This is a genomic window from Flavobacterium anhuiense, assembly GCF_001705175.1.
Taxonomy (GTDB): domain Bacteria; phylum Bacteroidota; class Bacteroidia; order Flavobacteriales; family Flavobacteriaceae; genus Flavobacterium; species Flavobacterium anhuiense.
In genome coordinates, this window is sequence record NZ_CP016907.1 from 2,897,390 (window position 1) to 2,915,522 (window position 18,133).

The following is an 18,133-nucleotide window of genomic DNA, read 5'->3' on the forward strand; positions in this document are numbered from 1 at the left end:
AATAGTTTAATGTGTTTTTTTATTTTTTGTTTCTTTTGATGATTATAAGACTATCTTTGTAGTCCAAGAAATTTCTTTTGAAAACGGGAGCCCTAGCCCTGATGGGAGCGGCATCCTTTTGTTTTTTTCTTTAAAAAACAAAAGATACAGCGGACAGCAGGATTAGCTCCTAAATCTTCGACTTCATTTAAAGAAAAAAGAATAAATTTTAATATTTTTATTTATGAAAAATGCTTTCATAGTTTTGTTTTGTTCGCTTTTGTTTGTGAGCTGTAAACAGGAAATACAACCTGCTGATATTGCTAAACTAAATGGCTATTGGGAAATTGAAAAAGTGGTTTTCGAGAAAGGTGAAGAGAAGGAGTATAAAATGAATGAAACTTTTGATTTTTTTCAAATCAAGAATAATAAAGGTCTTCGAACGAAAGTGATGCCGCAATTTGACGGCACTTTTTTGACAACAGATACTTTTGAAAATGTTGCAGTACGTTTTGCAGGAGATCAGGTTTTCTTGGATTATAAAACGAAATACACCAAATGGAGCGAAGAAATTATTTCGCTTTCGGATGATAAATTCGTGGTGAAAAACCCTCAAAAAATAGAATATCATTATAAAAAAGCTGGACCAGTAAATCTTTTGAACGATGGCGAAAAGACTAAATAACGAAACAACTATTGGTGCTGTTTTACAGCAAATTATTCAGGTAAATAAATTGCAGCCTGGAATGGATCAAATTGATGTTCGTGAGGCTTGGCGACAGCTTATGGGAAATGGCGTGAATACGTATACCCGAAATGTTGTTCTTAAAGGCAGTACACTGTATGTTGAGTTAGGTTCTTCTGTTTTGCGTGAAGAGTTAACTCACGGAAAATATAAAATCGTAAAAATGATCAATGAAGAATTGGGACGTGAGGTGGTGAAAGATGTGGTTTTACGATAGACTAAATTAGACTTCTTAGATTTTCAGATTATTAAAAAAAATATAGATGATAAAAAGAAACCCACTTCAATGAAGTGGGTTTCTTTTTTTATTTAATTAGAAATCTAAGTTAGTCTAAAATTCTAACCATCTAAGAAGTCAAATTAAAACTGCTCTCTAACTGCGAAGTGGAATGCACTTTCGATAGCAGCGTTTTCGTCGCTGTCAGATCCGTGAACTGCATTTTCTCCGATTGAAGTAGCGTATGCTTTACGAATAGTTCCTTCAGCAGCTTCAGCTGGGTTTGTAGCACCAATTAAAGTTCTAAAATCTTCTACTGCGTTTTCTTTTTCTAAAATAGCAGCAACAATTGGTCCACGAGACATAAATTCAACTAATTCTCCGTAGAAAGGTCTTTCTGCGTGTACTGCGTAAAATGCTTTAGCATCAGCTACAGTTAATTGAGTTAATTTTAATGAAACGATTTTGAAACCACCATTAGTAATCATTGCTAAGATATTCCCGATGTGTCCGTTTGCAACAGCATCTGGTTTAATCATTGTAAAAGTTCTATTTGTTGCCATTTTGTATTTATTAAATTTTGTGCAAAAGTATACTTTTTTTATGAATTGATTTTAATAAATTCATAATTTAAACATACTAGAATGATGTTTTGATTAAGAAAGAAGGAAGCGGTGAGTCTTGGTCAAAAAAAAGACGCACAATTGCACGTCTTTAAAATGTTTTTTATTGATTTTAAACTTTAAAAATAAGCTTGTTTCTATAGAAAATCCATAAAATAAAGGTCCATATTGCAACATAAGTTAATGCTCCAGCCAAAGAAGCAGTCATCGGATTGCTGAAAAATGGTGCAATACCAAAACGGTACAAATAATCTAAAAGATTAGTCTGCTCACTTGGAATTGATGGATTTTGAAAACGAATCATTACTAAAGCTTGCGGAATAATCTGCGAAGCAAAGAAAACAATCATAGGGTTGACTCCCCAAATAACAAATAATTTGAATCCTTTTTTATATTCGGCAATGTCAATTATGTAATACAATACAGTTAAACATATTGTCGCTAATCCTGTAGTGTATAAAACATAACTGCTTGTCCAGATGGATTTGTTTATGGGAAAAACTAAATCCCAGATTAATCCAAAAAAGATTAGCGATGTGCCAATCATTCCCATTCTTTGCGCTTTTTGGATTTTAGTTATATTAAGAAGCAGAATCTGACCAATAAATAATCCAATGATTCCGTTTACAATAGATGGAATTGTGCTTAAGATTCCTTCTGGATCCCAAGTATTGGTTTCATGATACATATGCCCTTTTAATAAGACGCTATCAACCCACGCGGCCAAATTCGTTCCTCTTTCTAAATTAGCATCTCCTATTCCAGGGACAGGAACTAATGTCATAATCGCCCAATAGCCAAAAAGTAAAACAATTCCAGTAAAAAGTTGTGTTTTACGAGATGTTTTTAAATATAATAAGGAAACTACAAAGTAAACTATTGCAATACGCTGTAAAACTCCAGGAAGTCTGACGTCTGCATAATTTTCAAAACCTCCATAAGCTAAAATGATATATATAGCTAGAATGCTAAAAGCAAAAATGTTTTTTAGCTTGTTGCTAAAATTTCCCATTAGCGCATAACCAACAGCAAAAGTAATGATCAGCCTTACTAGCAGAAGCGGAATTCCATCAAGACCAAACAATTGAATTTTTCCAAAGAAGTTAAAGAAAATCCCTAAACAGAACATTCTTAGAGAACGAATCAGGATTTTGTTGAATGTTGTTTCATCGTATTTTTTCTCCGGCATTGCAAGCGGTACAGCAACTCCCATTATGAAAATGAAAAACGGAAATACTAAATCGGTTGGCGTACAGCCATTCCAGTGTGCGTGTAAAAGCGGAGGATAAACATTTCCCCAGTCACCGGGATTGTTTACAATAGTCATCAATAGAATAGTCAGTCCGCGAAAGACATCAAGCGAAATCAGGCGTTCTCTTACCATTTGGTTAGGTCGTTTAATAGGTTATAAAAATATAATTCTATTTGGTTTGAGAGAGCAATAAGATCGGAAATGAGCTGGTTATTTGATTCCTAAATTATCGCTTTTGAATTTCTAAAGATAATTATTTTAGATTATTATGATATCAAAATTATGTTCTAAAGGTTTTAATTTCTGAATTAAAAGTGGAATCAGCTGATCTCCTTTTTCTAAATAAAATTCAGAAAAATTAGATTGGCGTTCTTGAAGACTGTAATTTGGAAACAATTCGCATTGTAAATCAGTAACGCGTTGCAATTGATCTTGAAGTTTTCTTTTTTGCGCTTTTAATAAGCGTTTTTCTAAATTTTCCAGCCCTTTCTTTTGCTTCACTTCTTGTGCTTTTACGGCTCCAGAGAAAGATTTGTCTGTCTTTTCGGCCAATTCAAAAAGATAGCCAAACTGTTTTTCAAGCGCTTCTTTTTGTTCTGTTAAATCAATAGGAAATGGAGAAAGTTTGTGTGTTATCGAATTAATTAAATTCTCTGATTTGCTGAATAAATCTTTCCAAGTCAAACCTAAATTATCCGCTTTTTTAACTTGTTTTTCTGTTGCCAAAAGAACAGAATTTCGAACCAATAATATAGGGAAAGTGATATTTACGGCTTCAAAGAATGCTTTTAATTCTAACCAATAAGCAATTTCTCCGCCTCCGCCAATATAGCAGAGATTTGGTAAAATAATTTCCTGATATAGTGGACGCATAATTACATTTGGGCTGAACTTTTCAGGATTGCTTTCTAACAATTTGAAAATTTCATCTTTTGAAAATGAGATTTTGGTATTGTTCACGAAATATTTATCATTCTCAAAAATGATTCTTTCACGCAGTTTATCTTCAATATAAAACAAATTAATCTCACGCGGATTTACCTGAACGGTATAATCAGCAAGTTCTTCAATTGATTTTTGAACTGCTTTATATGAAGTCTGATTCTGTAATTCTTCTTTTGCAAACGGAATAAAAGCATGTTTTAAATCGGCGCTGTCTGCATCTATAATAACCAAACCATAATTGGCAAAAAGAGAATTGGCCAAATAACGCGTTGCATCTGCTAGATTTTCATGTTTTAAATAAGCGTCTTCAAAAAGTTTTTTAAGCGCATTTGCATTTGTGCTTGAGCCTAATTCTTTAGAATAAACTTCAAATAAATCTTCTAAGCCATCAGTTGCAAGCCTTCCGACTGGCCCAGTGCTTTCGGCATTCCAGCGGATTTTTTTTCCTTTAAAATTAAAATAATTAATCTCTTCGAAATCATGATCTTCTGTCGCCATCCAATAAACTGGAACAAAATTATAAGAAGGATATTTTGATTTTAATTCTTTAGTTAAATTAATCGTAGAAATAATTTTATATAAAAAATACAATGGCCCGCTAAAAAGATTTAGCTGATGTCCTGTTGTAATGGTAAAAGTATTTTCGAGTGCTAATAGCGAAATATTTTGTCTCGTTAAATCAGAAACCTCAATGTTTTGATATTGCTTCTGCAAAGTGTCAACCAATACTGCTCGGTTGTTATGGTCAAAATTGGCTGATTTTTCAGCAATTTGTTTTTCGAAATTTTCTAATGTTGGAAAATTATTGTACAGCGGTTTTAATTCTGGCTTTTGATCTAAATAATCCTGCATTAGTTTAGAGAAATATCCAGAAGATTGAAAGCTGATACAGTCGGTAGGCATAATTTTAAATTTATTTTTGACAGCTGTAAATTTAATGAAAATATACAGTTAAAAACGCTATTAACAATTGCTTAAGATTTGATTTTTTTCTAATGCTTTTAAAAACGTTGTAATCAGGATTTTAAATTTTGATTATATTACATTGTAGAAAATTGAAAATTTAGATAATTTGTTAAAATTGTAAAGTAGTGGTAAAAGTAATTTGTATAAACATGAGTTTTTAATAATGAAACTTTATTTTTGCAAATAAAAAAGATATCAATTTTCATGAAAAATAGCCCGAGTAAAAAGAACTCCCTAAAACATGTTCTTTTTGGAAGCCTTATAGGCACTACAATCGAATTTTTTGATTTTTATATTTATGCCAATGCGGCTGTATTGGTTTTTCCTCAATTATTTTTCCCAAGTTCAGATTCGACGATGGCCACTCTGGAATCCTTAGCCACTTTTTCCATCGCCTTTTTATCACGTCCGTTAGGTTCTGCTTTTTTTGGGCATTATGGCGACAAAATTGGACGTAAATTTACTCTTGTTGCTGCTTTACTGACCATGGGAATTTCGACCGTTACCATTGGGTTTTTGCCAAGTTATGCCAGTATAGGTGTTGCGGCACCATTATTATTGATGTTATGCCGATTCGGACAAGGAGTTGGTTTAGGCGGAGAATGGGGAGGAGCCGTTTTGCTTGCCATTGAGAATGCTCCACCACACAAACGCGCTTGGTATGGAATGTTTCCGCAATTAGGAGCTCCAATCGGATTGTTGCTTTCAGGCGGAACTTTTCTATTGCTTACCGATTCGATGAGTAATGAAGATTTTATGAATTATGGTTGGAGAATTCCTTTTATTGCCAGCGCACTTTTGGTAATTGTTGGTTTTTATATTAGAACAAAAATTACAGAAACTCCTTCTTTTGAAGAAGCTAAAAAACACGAAGAAGAAGTTAAAGTTCCTTTTTTAGAATTGGTGAAATCATATAAAAACCAGTTAATATTTGGAACTTTTGCAGCCATTACAACATTTTTGGTTTTCTATTTGATGACGGTTTTCACTCTAAGTTGGGCAACGTCAGATTTAGGAATTGCAAAAAGAGATGGATTATTAATTCAATTATTCTCAGTATTATTTTTCGCGCTATTTATTCCAGTTTCGGCTGTCGTGGCAGATAAAATTGGCCGTCGTAAAATGCTTATTGCGGCGACAGCGGCAATTGCTGTTTTTGGATTTTTCTTTTCGTTTTTCTTAAGTTCAGGAAATATTGCTTTGGTAGCTGTTTTTGCCTGTATCGGAATGTCTCTGATGGGATTCACTTATGGACCGCTTGGGACTTTTCTTTCTGAATTGTTCCCAACAAATGTTCGTTATTCGGGAGCATCTTTGACATTTAATATGGCAGGAATTCTAGGAGCTGCTTTTGCGCCAATGATTGCAATTTGGCTAGCTAAGACTTATGATGTGAGTTATGTAGGGTTCTATTTAATTGCTGCTGCTCTTATATCTTTAATTTCGTTTTTAGTGATTAGTAAAGACGAACATAAGTTTTAAAAATATTTAAACTAAGAAACCGTAATTGCCAAATCTAAGAATAAAGCAAAACCCACAAGATTAATTTCATTCTTGTGGTTTTTCTTTTCTATTAATCTATCTTTTCAGAGTAAAATGTCCCCTATATTCTGTTCCGTTTATTCTAGTAGCAGTAAACCAATAGTCAGATGCTGGTTCCTGATTACCAAGATAAGTTCCGTTCCAAGAGGTGTTTAATGCTAATTCTTTAATTAATTTTCCGTAACGATCAAATATTCTAATAGACGAATTAGGAGCTAAATAATCTGGATCTATTGTCCAAGTGTCATTAAAACCATCACCATTTGGTGTAAAGAATTTTGGATACGGAAGTTCATTTATCAAATTAATGCAATCCTTAGAAGTTGCTTCTAAAATATTTATGGTGACTGGAATTCTATCACTTTCGCAAGTGTTTTCGGTCTGAGAAGCATAATAAGTGATTCTATTCTCGAGCAAAGTAGATTCTGATAAAATATTGGTAGAAGAAGAACTTTCATACCATTTGATATTTCGTCCATCAATTTCAATATCACTAATTTTTGCATTTTTTTGAATGCAGAATTGTTGTGGAGAATCAGCAGATGGAATTGGAGTGTCTTGTATTTTTACAGTAATTGGTAGTCTTCCGCTTTCGCAGTTGTTTAAGGTTTGAGTTACATAATACGTTCCAGTATGTAATAAATCGGTTTCTTGTAATGTATTTCCATTTGTTGCAGCATCGTACCACTTTAGAGAAGATCCTACAATTTTAAGCTCTTCAATTGTTGAAAGTTCATCAATGCAAAACTGTTGATTATTATTTCCTGTTGGTAAAGGCGTGTTATATACGCGAACAAGAATTGGTGTTCTGTCACTATCACAGCCAATTGTTTGCGAAGCATAATACGTTCGATTATCTTCTAAAAGAGTTGTATTTGGTAAAACAGAAGCAGAAAAACTAGTGTCAAACCATTTTATATTTTGCCCTGTTATTTGAATGTCATTAAGCGTTTTGTTTTCCTTTTTACAAAAAGATTGCTCCGGATTTCCCAATGGAGCTGAAGGAGTATTTACGATTGAAACTGTAACTCCAAATCTTGGGCTTTCACAACTGTTTTCTGTTTGTGATGCGTAATATGTTTTTCCATTTTGCAGATTTGTTGTTTCAGATAATAAATTACCATTTGTTAATGCATCATACCATTTTATAGAAGTTCCGTTAATTTCAAGATTGGCGATTGTTGGATTTTGTGCTGAACAAAACGGCTGGTTTGTATTTCCTGTTGGAGAAGTTGTTTCTATAACTGAAACAAATATTTTTTTTATGTTATCGCAATTGTCTATTCCGTTGATCTGACAACTGTATTCGCCACTATTAATAGTACTAGTATTTGCAATCACAGGACTTTGTTCAGTTGAAGCAAAATTGTTTGGGCCAGTCCATAAATAACTAGTTCCTCCAGATGCTTTAAGTTCTAATGCTGTCCCTTTGCATATAGGAGAGTTGCTTATAGCATTGGGAATCCCAAGTGGATTTGGTTCTTGAAATTTCATAAGAAAACCAGAAGGCCAATCTAAAGGCGCTTCCATAAAAGCTCCAGAACTTGCAATATCAGTATCTGCAAAACTTCCATTGATAATTCCACTTATAAAAATATTATTTGATCCTTCGCTCATTACTAGCGGATTATCAATCGATCCTGTTTTGCCAAAATAAGTACCCCATTGTTTTTTACAATTTCCATCTAATTTTATCATAAATCCAGAGAAAGTATAATTAACAGGATTATAGGCATTTGGACATGCTATGTCAAAACCATATACAGACTCCCCTGCAATGAAAATTTCATTGTCATTTTTTGGAAAAATTGATGTAACCTTTCCCTGTGAATAACTTAACCAAGTAAGTTTTTGAAGAGCTAAATTAAATTTTGCAAAATAAGTACTTCTATAAGATGCTTTCATTACAGGTTCAAAAGTATCAGGAGTTGAAATGTTATCGTTTTCAGTTTCCCCTGTCATATATAAATTATCTCCAAATATTTTACAAGTATAAATCCAATCACTATTTGCCTTACCAAAATATGTACTCCAGATTCGTTGTCCATTTGGATTAAATTTTACAATTATTCCATCTCCTGTTGAGGATAGATTTCCAACACTATAGTCAGGTTTATATGAACCTGATGTTGCTACATTAGTGTCACTTTGAGAGTAACCTACTAAAATTATGTTTCCATCTTTATCAATTGCAGAATCTTCAAAGGAATCATCTTTATCACCTCCAAAATAGGTTCCCCAAATTCTATTTCCGTTCGAGTCAAATTTTGCTAAAAAACCATCAAAACGATTGTTGTCTATTCTATTTTCTTTAAAAGAATTTGGAGTAGAAATATATTCGTCACTAGTAGTTGTACCCGAAAGATAAATATAGTTTTGCTCATCAGCGACAACGCTGTTGGCAAATGTCAATCCATTGTCATTTCCATAATATGAAGCCCATTGTCTAATTCCATTTGAATCTAACTTCCCTAAAAACATCTCAGAATAATATCCTGATTTTCTCTCTTTAAAAGAACCTGCCGTCGATATATTATTTGTACTGGAAGTGTTCCCGCAAAAGATAAGGTTTTTATCCGCAGATACTTTTATGGATTTAATGTTGTCATCTAGGTCTCCGCCGTAATAGGTTGCCCATAATCTATTTCCATTGCCGTCAAATTTAGCAATGTAGCCATCATATGTAATTCGACCTGGATAATTTATAAATCCAGCATTAGGTTGGTGAGAACCTGAAGTCGCTATATTTGAAGTGCTTGCTGTCTTTCCTGCAAAATAGACATTTCCAAAACTATCTTTATCCAAAGCGTTTAACTCTGTCCACTGTAAACCACCATAATAGGTCCCCCAAAGTCTCGTAGGCACAGGATCAATAACAACTGTTTTACCCGCTAAGAAGTTTGCAGAACGAAATCCATAAACATTTTTCTTTAATTTTTGATATCCAACAACAATTGCCTTTTTATGCCCTTTTTCTTCAATCCAGCTTGCAGGAAGTGTTTCTTCCATTTTTCCAAAACGAGTATTCATTTGGATTTTATTATCAGTCAAATTGGTTTCTGCTCCATTAAACTTTAATTGAATATCAGAGATTTTTCCTTTTGGATGAATGACAAAATTATATTCTACTGTTTTTTGTGGATCTTCGGGAATTGTAAAAACAACATCAATATTTGGATAAATATTTTTATATGTAATTTGTTTGTATTTGTAAACTTCAGTAACTCCTTCAGGCTTATTTGGTATATTATAGTAGTTGTCAAAATCTCTTGACTTTTGTTCTGTAATCACTTCAACTTTATAATTGGAGTTTACAAAGTCAATATCTATTCGATGAAAAGCGTATTCTAAATTAAATTCTTCCTTTTCAGGACTTAAATAGGGAAGTGTTTTTACTGTTACAGAACGAACAATTGGAGTCTTTTTTATTTCATAAACATCATAAGAAAATCCATTTTTCTTCAGTTGAACATTCAAGCCATTAGAATTCAATAAGTACTTTACAGCAATATTTAGTTTTCCATTTTGATCTATAATTTGTCCTTTATTTTCTATAAAACCAATAGATTGATTTTTGTTTTGAGAAAATGAATGTTGTGTTAGTAAGAAAAAAAGGAATAGTAATGTATGTTTCATTTGAATAATTTGGCTAGTGGCAAATGTAATTAATTGTTTACAAACTCAAATCAAAAAATGAAACGCTGAAAAGTCTCAAAATAACCCGTATTTTTGCAAAAAAATAATTCCCTTTTGAAAACGAGACTTTTTGTAATTACTCCGCCATTTACCCAACTGAATACACCGTATCCGGCAACGGCGTATATAAAAGGTTTTCTGAATACCAAAAACATCGAATCGGTTCAAGCTGATTTGGGTATTGATGTGATTTTGGAATTGTTTTCGAAAAAAGGATTGCAAGATTTGTTTCAAGTTTCAGAGTTCCAAGTTTCAGGTTCTGAAATCTCAGATAATTCGAAACGTATTTTTGCCCTTCAAGATGAATATATCAAAACGATCGATTCTGTAATTCAGTTTCTTCAAGGAAAAAATCCAACTTTGGCATTGCAGATTTGTCAGGAAGATTTTCTCCCAGAAGCTTCTCGTTTTGCGCAATTGGAAGAATTGGATTGGGCTTTCGGAACAATGGGCACTCAAGACAAAGCCAAGCATTTGGCGACTTTATATCTTGAAGATATTTCAGATTTTATTGTCGAATGTGTTGATGAAAATTTTGGTTTTAGCCGATATGCAGAACGCTTAGGTAGAAGTGCCAATTCTTTTGATGAATTGTATGAAGCCCTTCAGCAAGAACCAACTTACATCGATTCGATTTTAATTTCGCTTTTAAAAGCTAAAATTGAGGATGTAAAACCGACTTTGTTTTTAATTTCTGTTCCTTTTCCTGGAAATTTATATAGCGCGTTTCGTTCTGCACAATGGGTAAAACAAAATCATCCTGAAATTAAGATTTCAATGGGAGGCGGTTTCCCAAATACAGAATTGCGTTCACTTTCTGATAAACGCGTTTTTGAGTTTTTCGATTTTATCACTTTAGATGATGGCGAAGTTCCAATTGAGGAATTAATTTTCAATTTGGAAAATCCAAATTCTGTCACTTCGACCGAAGTAGAGAAGCGTTATAAACGAACATTTTTATTAGAAAACGGAGAAGTTGTATATAAAAATAATTCTCTAAAACACGATTATAAACAATCTCAGGTCGGAACTCCGGATTATTCAGATCTTCCTTTGGATAAATACATTTCGGTTATCGAAATTGTAAATCCAATGCACAGAATGTGGAGCGATGGAAGATGGAATAAACTGACAATGGCGCACGGCTGTTATTGGGGGAAATGTACTTTTTGTGATATTTCTTTAGATTATATTAAAGTTTACGAACCTGTTGCTGCAAGTCTTTTATGCGACAGAATCGAAGAACTAATCGAGAAAACAGGTCAAAATGGATTCCATTTTGTAGATGAAGCTGCACCGCCAGCTTTAATGCGTGCTTTAGCGCTTGAAATCTTAAAAAGAAAACTAGCTGTAACTTGGTGGACCAATATTCGTTTTGAAAAAAGCTTCTCAAAAGATTTATGTCTCTTGTTAAAAGCTTCTGGATGTATTGCAGTTTCAGGCGGTTTAGAAGTAGCTTCAGACCGTTTATTGAAATTAATTGACAAAGGCGTAACGGTTGAACAAGTTGCCAAAGTAACACGAAATTTTACCGAAGCCGGAATTATGGTTCATGCGTATTTGATGTACGGATATCCAACTCAGACGATTCAGGAAACAGTTGATAGCCTTGAAATGGTTCGCCAATTGTTTGAAGCGGGAGTTTTACAGTCAGGATTTTGGCATCAGTTTGCTTTGACGGCTCATAGTCCAGTAGGATTATATCCAGAGCAATTTGGCGTGACCAAAAAAACGGAAGTAATTGGAACTTTTGCCAATAACGATATTGAATATACCGATGCAACAGGAATCAATCACGATAAATTTAGTTTCGGATTAAAGAAATCGCTTTTTAATTTCATGCACGGAATCTGTTTTGATTATGAACTTCAAGAATGGTTCGATTTTAAAATCCCGAAAACCAAAATTCATCCTGATTTTATTTTTAATGCGTTAGAAGAACAAAACGATTTCAATACAAAACCAAATGCAAAAGTGGTTTGGCTAGGAGGAAAACCTGCAACAGAAATCTTTACAAAATCAAAAAAAGGAAGAAGCTGGGAAATGATGTCATTAACTTTTCATGACAAAAAAGAAAGTTTCAATATTCAAACCAATAAAGAAGAAGGCGAGTGGCTGACTTCAATTTTATCAAAAATTGCTGTTTCGGGTTCTAAAAACTATACTTTTCAGGAGGTTAAAAATGATTTTGAAACCGAATTGGAAGATTTCGAATTGTTCTGGTATTCTAAACCTATAAACACTTTACGAGAATTTGGGTTATTGGTACTTTAATACTCAATGCATTCTCCGTCATTTGGAATAGAAGTTTTCATTAAAAGACCATGATCTGAAAGTGCAGTTCTTAATTGCAGTCTTGTAGTTGGGCAATGATTTAATGCTTCTAAATGATTGGCGAGAACTTTTCCTGGGGCAAGTGTTACGAATTTCAGAATATCATCCATTCGCATTAACAAAGGCTGTCCGAAATCTAATCTCGCTGTACCGCAAGCCACAATAGAAATGTCAGGGTTCAATTGTGTTAGGACTTTTTCGACATGTTCTGTAAATATAGTGTCTGAACTGATATAAATAGATTTTTGATCTGCCAACTCAATAAGAAAACCCATTACATTCCCCATTAATTTGGCAACAAATCCATAGCCATGAATGGCTGGAATTCCTGTTATTTTTCCATCAAGAAATTTTTGCGGTTCCCAATATTCCAAAGTTTGAATTACGCTTAATCCTCTTTGAACAAGCGCTTTTTCATCCTTTGAACTGCAAATTACCGGAATACTTTTTCTTCTCAAAAAAACTTCGCCAGCTTTATCAATATGATCTGGGTGTAAATGTGTAATCAAACAGTGCGTTACACGACTTAAAATATCACGGCTATTTTTTGGCAATGCCACGAGTGGATTTCGTTTTGGTTTATATCTGAAAATAGTAAAAGGCGGAATTGTTTTTCTTTTACCTAACATTGGGTCAACTAAAATGACATGCTTTTCTGTTTCAATTACCAAAGAGGCATTTCGCAAATGATGTAATTTCATATCCAAGAAAATTAGATATTAAAAATACAAAGTTTTTCGAAAAAGTGATTACAGATTTTTCTTTATTTTTAACAGAATTGTGATTTACCCAATAGAAAATCTAAATCCAATTCCGTGTAGGTTTTCAATAGAAATTCCTTGTTCGTTTGCTAAGATTTTACGTAAACGCGAAATAAAAACATCCAAACTTCTTCCCATAAAATAGTCATCAGTTCCCCATAAAGAAGTTAGAATTTGTTCTCTTTTTAAAACAGAATTTTTATGATCCAAGAAAAGTTTCAATAATTCGGCTTCACGCTGTGTTAAACCCACTTTTTCGTCATCATTAAAAAGAATGAAGTTTTTGGTATCGAACTGATATTTGCCAACTTCGTAAATAGTTTTTGCAGTTGGAATATTTTTCTGTGAACGCTTTAGGAAGATTTCAATTTTGAGGAGTAATTCTTCAATACTAAAAGGTTTTACCAAATAATCATCCGCGCCTAAACGCAAACCTTTAATGCGATCTTCTTTTAAAGTTTTGGCAGAAAGAAAAATAATCGGAACGTCAAGATCAATTTTTCGAACCGCTTCAGCAAGTTCAAAACCATCCATTTTTGGCATCATAATATCAAAAATGCAAATATCAAATTCTTCTTCCTCAAAAATTTTCAGCGCCGATTTTCCATCAGAACAATGGATTACCTCATAATGGTTTTGCTCCAAATTATCTTTGGTTAAAAACGCTAAAGTTTCATCATCTTCGGCATATAGTATTTTGAAATTTCTCATTTTTTATAAGGAATTGATAAAGTTATGGTAATACCTTTTTCTTGATTATTTTCGGCTTTTATTTTCCAGTTTTGAAGACTGCAGATTTCTTTTACATAATACAAACCAAGTCCAAATCCGTTCACTTCATTGCTTTTTTCGTTCTGAACGCGGTAAAACTTATCAAAGATAAAAGATATTTTTTTAGGATTAATCCCAATTCCATTATCAATAAACTCTAATTTTAAACAGTTATTATTTTCGATAATTTTTATCGTGACTTCTGGCTTATCATTGCAGTATTTCATTGCATTATCCAGCAGATTGTACACTAAATTGGCAAAATGAAAAGTATCTGTTTCGATTAAATATTCTCTTGAAACTGTTTCAATCGCAATAGAAGCTTCAGGATATTTTAATTTGATGTTTTCTATCGCTTCTTCAATAATAGGAACAATCAATATATTTTCTTTTTTAAGTTCTAAAGGCGCATAATCTGCTTTTGCGACATTTAGAATCTTTTCGATATGTCCGTTTAGCTTATTTCCTTGATTGATGATAATGTCAGTATACGTATAGAGTTTCTTATCTTCTTTAATTGGTTTTTGTTCAATCAAATATTTGGAAGCGATTAGAATAGAAGCCAGTGGCGTTTTAAATTCGTGCGTCATATTATTGATAAAATCACGTTGCAATTCTGAATATTTTTTGTGCTGTAAAAGAGTGAAAATCGAATACACATAAATCAGCAGAATCAGAATTAATGCAGTTGAAAGGATAAACCAAAAACGCATCGAACTAAAAAGATAAGTCGTTTCGTTTGGAAAACGCACGGCAAAATAATAAACCAGATTTTTGTGCTTAGGGAAATAAACGGTTTTTTTACATTCTGCTTTTTTCTTATAAAGCGAAATATAATCGCCGTAAATCATTTCGTCGCTTTGGCAGTTATACATTGCATATTCAAAATCAGTCGTAATATTCATTTTTTTGAATTCCGTTTTCAGATAAAATTCTAAAATATCAGGCTCAAATTCGTTATCGACATTTACAATGTAATAGTCATTTGCAATTTTCTGAACGGGATTCTGAACAGGCAATTCGTGATTGGTTCCTTCATATAATTTTTTAGCCACTTCAAGTAAGGCAATATGTGCTTTCTGGCTCAGTTTTTTTTGTTCGATTGTAAAAGCCTCTTTTGTCCATAGCAATTGTGCTACCAAAATACTAATGATAGCGACTAATCCTAAGAGAATGATGCTGTTGAGTTTATTAATTTTCAAGAATAAAGAATTTTGAGAGTGTAATATTAATCAATTTTGGCTTAAAAACAGGCGGTTAACAAGTCATTAACAAACGTTTGAAACCAGTTAACAGCGACTTGAATTTGTCTGAATTACCTTTGTAATATCAAAATGAACTATAAACCATTTTAAATATATCAGTTATGAAAATGATCAAAATTTCGATGTTAGCTTTGGCTTTAGGCCTAATGTCTTTTTCAGCAATTGCTCCAGTACAATCTTTAGTTTCAGAAACTGAAATTTCAGCAACTGCAGCTTCTACAATTGTTTGGAAAGCAGAAACAATTGATGTTGGACAAATTCCGCAGGGAACTCCAAAAGCAATTGTTTACGAATTTAAAAATACAGGAAAAACGTCTGTAGTTATTACAAACGTGCAAGGATCTTGCGGATGTACAGCAACAGATTACACAAAAGAGCCAATTCAGGCTGGTAAATCTGGAAAAGTTACTGCCACTTACAATGCTGCAAATAAAGGTGCTTTTACAAAAACAGTAACAGTTACTACTAGTGCAGAAACAACACCAAAAGTACTTACTCTAAAAGGTACAGTTATTTAATTAGAATTTTAATAGGTTGGTTATATGGCGAAAGCTCCAGACATGTAAATTGTTTGGAGCTTTTTATTTTTATTAACCGCTTAAACTTCAAAAAAATAAGGTTTAAGATTTATTGCTGAGTTCTTTGTTTTAATAGATTTTTTTCTACTTTTATTCCAAAATTTTGAGTTATGAAAATCTGGTATACGCCTATTATTGCTATTGTTTTTTTTGCTGTTTTTTCGTGTAATTCGAAAGCTGATAAAAAAGAGGAAAACTCGATAAAAACAGTTGAAAAAATCCCTGAATTAAAACTTACAATTGACAGTGTTCGCATTGCAAAGTTTTATGAAAATTATCCAAAACTGGATAAATTTAAGAAGGATGTAACTGCTTTATATCAAAAAAATAAGTCGACTCAATTGTGGCAGGATAATAAAGGAATTGTCGAATTTGCCAATACGTTATTCAACCAATACAAAAATTTAGATCAAGAAGGATTAAAAGCGAATTATCCTTATAATGAGCAATTAAATTCTGTTTTTGATAATAATGCCAATACTAAGCTTTCAAAAGAAGATACCGATTTACTGCTTTCTAATTTATATTACTATTACGGTGAAAAAGTAGGCGGTTTTGACGAAAAAACAGTGGTTTCTTTAGAATGGCTTTTACCTCGTAAAAAACTGAATTACCAAGTGCTTTCAGATTCTATTTTTAAAAAATCAACCATTTTGGATGATAAGAAAAAAAAGATGTTCAGCCAGTATTACAAACTGCGCGATGCTCTGAAGGAGTATAGAGAAATTGAGAAGAATGGCGGTTGGAAAACTATTGAAACAGGTGAAGATTATAAAAACCTCAAAGTAGGAGATTCGTCTGCTGTTGTGGCGCAAATTAGAGAGAGACTTTTTATTACCAAAGACATTCAAGAGGACAATAAAAGTGCTATTTGTGATACGACTTTGATTAAAGCCATGAAAAACTACGAATTGCGTCATGGTTATACCCCAAAAAACACGATTCTTCTCGAGCATATAAATGATTTGAACATTTCTGTTTCAGATCGTATCAAGACCATTATTGTTAATATGGAGCGCTGCCGCTGGATAGATCCGGAATTAGAGAAAGGGCAGAAGTATATAGAAGTGAATATTCCTGAATTTAGATTGTATATAGTCGAAGATGGTAAAATTGCTTTTGTATCGCCAGTTGTTGTGGGTAGAGCTATGACAAAAACGGTTATTTTCAGCGGAATGATGAGCAATATTGTTTTCAGTCCGTATTGGAATGTGCCGCCAAGTATTATAAAATCGGAAATTAAGCCAGGCATGGCTAAGGATAAAAACTATCTGCAAAAGAAAAATCTAGAATGGAACAATGGTGCAGTGCGTCAGCTTCCAGGAAAAAATAATTCTTTAGGATTGGTGAAATTTTTATTCCCGAATTCAAGCAATATTTACCTGCATGATACGCCATCAAAAAGTTTGTTTGAAAGAGAAAGTAGAGCTTTTAGCCACGGATGTGTGCGTGTAGCAAAACCAAGAGAGTTGGCCATAGAGTTGTTAAAAGTAGACCCTGCATGGACTCCCGAAAGAATTGATAAAGCCATGCATGCTGGAAAAGAAAGTTGGTATACGCTTAAGAAAAAAGTTCCAGTTTATATTGGATATTTTACTGCTTGGGTAGATCGACAAGGTAATTTAAATTTCTATAAAGATATTTATGGAAGAGATGAAAGTATGATTAAACTCTTAACAGAAGAATAAAATTTTAAATTCCAATTTCAAAAATCCAAATTCCAAAACTGAATCTATTCAATAATTGGGGTGAAAAAATTAAAGCCACAGATTAAAGGATTGAAATGATTATAAAAAATCTGTGTTAATCTTTTTATCCCGATAGCTATCGGGAGTGGCAAAAATAAATTTGTGGAAATTTGTGTAATTTGTGGCAAAACTTATTTCGATAAAACATCAACACATTTATAAAAGCGTTTGGTATAATGTTCTGTATCAAGCGCTGTTATAGTTACCTGTTGTGCTTTTCCTGAGGAAGCATGAATAAATTTTGACTGCATTCCGTTGGCCTCACAAATTATTCCGAGGTGACCGACAACATTTCTGTTTTTGTAACCGTAAAAAACTAATACATCTCCCACTTTAAATTCTTCTGGTTTTAGAGCTTTGCCTATGTTTTTGTAACCGCTGGAACTTCTTGGTAATGTCAATCCGAAATTGTTAAAAACATAGCTGACAAAACCTGAACAATCAAAACCTTTTTTGGGATTACTACTGGCGTATAAATAAGGAGTTCCTAAATATTGTTTCGCGTAAGCAATAATGGAATCGCGATTTATTTCGGTCTGAATTTTAGTGTTTGAAATTAAATGTTGAGGCTCTTTCTTTTTTATTGTGAAAGAAGAAAGTAAAACAAATGGCAATAAAAAAAATAGTAGGCGCGATCTCATTTCTCTGGTCTTATATCAATTAAAACGCTAAATATAAACTGTTATTTTATTTTAAAAAGAACAAGAGCAC

The 18,133-nt window shown here is 33.0% G+C and carries 14 protein-coding genes; 6 read left to right on the plus strand and 8 right to left on the minus strand.

What is annotated here, in order from left to right; all coding sequences use genetic code 11:
• Positions 1-223 precede the first annotated feature (223 nt).
• The gene (locus tag BB050_RS12770; RefSeq protein ID WP_008468094.1) at positions 224-664 is read left to right on the plus strand and encodes a lipocalin-like domain-containing protein; all 441 of its coding nucleotides are present in this window, start codon (positions 224-226) and stop codon (positions 662-664) included.
• Entirely contained in the window at positions 645-941 is a 297-nt protein-coding gene (locus BB050_RS12775; RefSeq protein WP_008468101.1) for a DciA family protein, read from the plus strand. The genes BB050_RS12770 and BB050_RS12775 overlap by 20 nt, the downstream gene beginning before the upstream one ends.
• A 143-nt stretch (positions 942-1,084) precedes the next feature.
• Here the strand turns inward: BB050_RS12775 and BB050_RS12780 are convergent, their stop codons facing one another.
• The 3 genes from BB050_RS12780 to bshC all read right to left on the minus strand — a co-directional run bounded on the left by BB050_RS12780 (position 1,085) and on the right by bshC (position 4,664).
• Positions 1,085-1,504: a nucleoside-diphosphate kinase gene (locus BB050_RS12780; RefSeq protein ID WP_008468102.1), complete on the minus strand. Its 420-nt coding sequence runs from the start codon at positions 1,502-1,504 to the stop codon at positions 1,085-1,087.
• 172 nt (positions 1,505-1,676) lie between these two features.
• Entirely contained in the window at positions 1,677-2,948 is a 1,272-nt protein-coding gene (locus BB050_RS12785) for an acyltransferase family protein (RefSeq protein WP_066033796.1), read from the minus strand.
• Between the two features lie 126 nt (positions 2,949-3,074).
• Positions 3,075-4,664: a bacillithiol biosynthesis cysteine-adding enzyme BshC gene (gene bshC / locus BB050_RS12790; protein WP_066033797.1), complete on the minus strand. Its 1,590-nt coding sequence runs from the start codon at positions 4,662-4,664 to the stop codon at positions 3,075-3,077.
• A 267-nt stretch (positions 4,665-4,931) separates the two neighbouring features.
• Between bshC and BB050_RS12795 the strand changes: the two genes are divergently transcribed.
• Entirely contained in the window at positions 4,932-6,209 is a 1,278-nt protein-coding gene (locus tag BB050_RS12795; RefSeq protein ID WP_008468105.1) for an MFS transporter, read from the plus strand.
• Positions 6,210-6,305: 96 nt separating this feature from the next.
• Here the strand turns inward: BB050_RS12795 and BB050_RS12800 are convergent, their stop codons facing one another.
• The gene (locus tag BB050_RS12800; protein WP_066033798.1) at positions 6,306-9,905 is read right to left on the minus strand and encodes a DUF7948 domain-containing protein; all 3,600 of its coding nucleotides are present in this window, start codon (positions 9,903-9,905) and stop codon (positions 6,306-6,308) included.
• Positions 9,906-10,019: 114 nt separating this feature from the next.
• On the opposite strand from BB050_RS12800, the gene BB050_RS12805 reads away from it, so the two are divergent.
• A complete protein-coding gene (locus BB050_RS12805) occupies positions 10,020-12,239 on the plus strand; it encodes a B12-binding domain-containing radical SAM protein (RefSeq protein WP_066033799.1) in 2,220 nt (739 codons plus the stop codon).
• Here BB050_RS12805 and BB050_RS12810 read toward each other — a convergent pair.
• From BB050_RS12810 to BB050_RS12820, 3 genes are all read right to left on the minus strand, one after another.
• On the minus strand, positions 12,236-13,000 hold the full coding sequence (locus BB050_RS12810; RefSeq protein ID WP_066033800.1) for an MBL fold metallo-hydrolase: 765 nt from the start codon (positions 12,998-13,000) through the stop codon (positions 12,236-12,238). The two genes, BB050_RS12805 and BB050_RS12810, sit on opposite strands and share 4 nt — an antisense overlap.
• Positions 13,001-13,084: 84 nt before the next feature.
• Positions 13,085-13,771 (minus strand): response regulator transcription factor, encoded by a 687-nt coding sequence (locus BB050_RS12815; RefSeq protein ID WP_008468109.1) that lies wholly within the window; start codon positions 13,769-13,771, stop codon positions 13,085-13,087.
• Positions 13,768-15,033, minus strand: a complete 1,266-nt coding sequence (locus BB050_RS12820) for a sensor histidine kinase (RefSeq protein WP_066033801.1) — start codon at positions 15,031-15,033, stop codon at positions 13,768-13,770. Before BB050_RS12820 ends, BB050_RS12815 begins: the two co-directional genes overlap by 4 nt.
• A gap of 164 nt (positions 15,034-15,197) precedes the next feature.
• Here BB050_RS12820 and BB050_RS12825 point away from each other — a divergent pair, with 164 nt between their 5' ends.
• Positions 15,198-15,614, plus strand: coding sequence for a DUF1573 domain-containing protein (locus tag BB050_RS12825; protein ID WP_066033802.1), 417 nt, complete (start codon positions 15,198-15,200; stop codon positions 15,612-15,614).
• A 170-nt stretch (positions 15,615-15,784) separates the two neighbouring features.
• The gene (locus tag BB050_RS12830) at positions 15,785-17,362 is read left to right on the plus strand and encodes a L,D-transpeptidase family protein (protein ID WP_066033803.1); all 1,578 of its coding nucleotides are present in this window, start codon (positions 15,785-15,787) and stop codon (positions 17,360-17,362) included.
• A gap of 191 nt (positions 17,363-17,553) precedes the next feature.
• Here BB050_RS12830 and BB050_RS12835 read toward each other — a convergent pair whose 3' ends face one another.
• On the minus strand, positions 17,554-18,063 hold the full coding sequence (locus tag BB050_RS12835) for a C40 family peptidase (RefSeq protein WP_066033804.1): 510 nt from the start codon (positions 18,061-18,063) through the stop codon (positions 17,554-17,556).
• Positions 18,064-18,133: the final 70 nt, after the last annotated feature.

Bases quoted from the DNA above. Each gene is read 5' to 3' on its own strand.
- BB050_RS12815 (WP_008468109.1), bottom strand. From the start codon at position 13,771: ATGAGAAATTTCAAAATACTATATGCCGAAGATGATGAAACTTTAGCG.
- BB050_RS12825 (WP_066033802.1), top strand. From the start codon at position 15,198: ATGAAAATGATCAAAATTTCGATGTTAGCTTTGGCTTTAGGCCTAATG.
- bshC (WP_066033797.1), bottom strand. From the start codon at position 4,664: ATGCCTACCGACTGTATCAGCTTTCAATCTTCTGGATATTTCTCTAAA.
- BB050_RS12800 (WP_066033798.1), bottom strand. From the start codon at position 9,905: ATGAAACATACATTACTATTCCTTTTTTTCTTACTAACACAACATTCA.
- BB050_RS12810 (WP_066033800.1), bottom strand. From the start codon at position 13,000: ATGAAATTACATCATTTGCGAAATGCCTCTTTGGTAATTGAAACAGAA.
- BB050_RS12835 (WP_066033804.1), bottom strand. From the start codon at position 18,063: ATGAGATCGCGCCTACTATTTTTTTTATTGCCATTTGTTTTACTTTCT.
- BB050_RS12780 (WP_008468102.1), bottom strand. From the start codon at position 1,504: ATGGCAACAAATAGAACTTTTACAATGATTAAACCAGATGCTGTTGCA.
- BB050_RS12770 (WP_008468094.1), top strand. From the start codon at position 224: ATGAAAAATGCTTTCATAGTTTTGTTTTGTTCGCTTTTGTTTGTGAGC.
- BB050_RS12775 (WP_008468101.1), top strand. From the start codon at position 645: ATGGCGAAAAGACTAAATAACGAAACAACTATTGGTGCTGTTTTACAG.
- BB050_RS12830 (WP_066033803.1), top strand. From the start codon at position 15,785: ATGAAAATCTGGTATACGCCTATTATTGCTATTGTTTTTTTTGCTGTT.
- BB050_RS12795 (WP_008468105.1), top strand. From the start codon at position 4,932: ATGAAAAATAGCCCGAGTAAAAAGAACTCCCTAAAACATGTTCTTTTT.
- BB050_RS12785 (WP_066033796.1), bottom strand. From the start codon at position 2,948: ATGGTAAGAGAACGCCTGATTTCGCTTGATGTCTTTCGCGGACTGACT.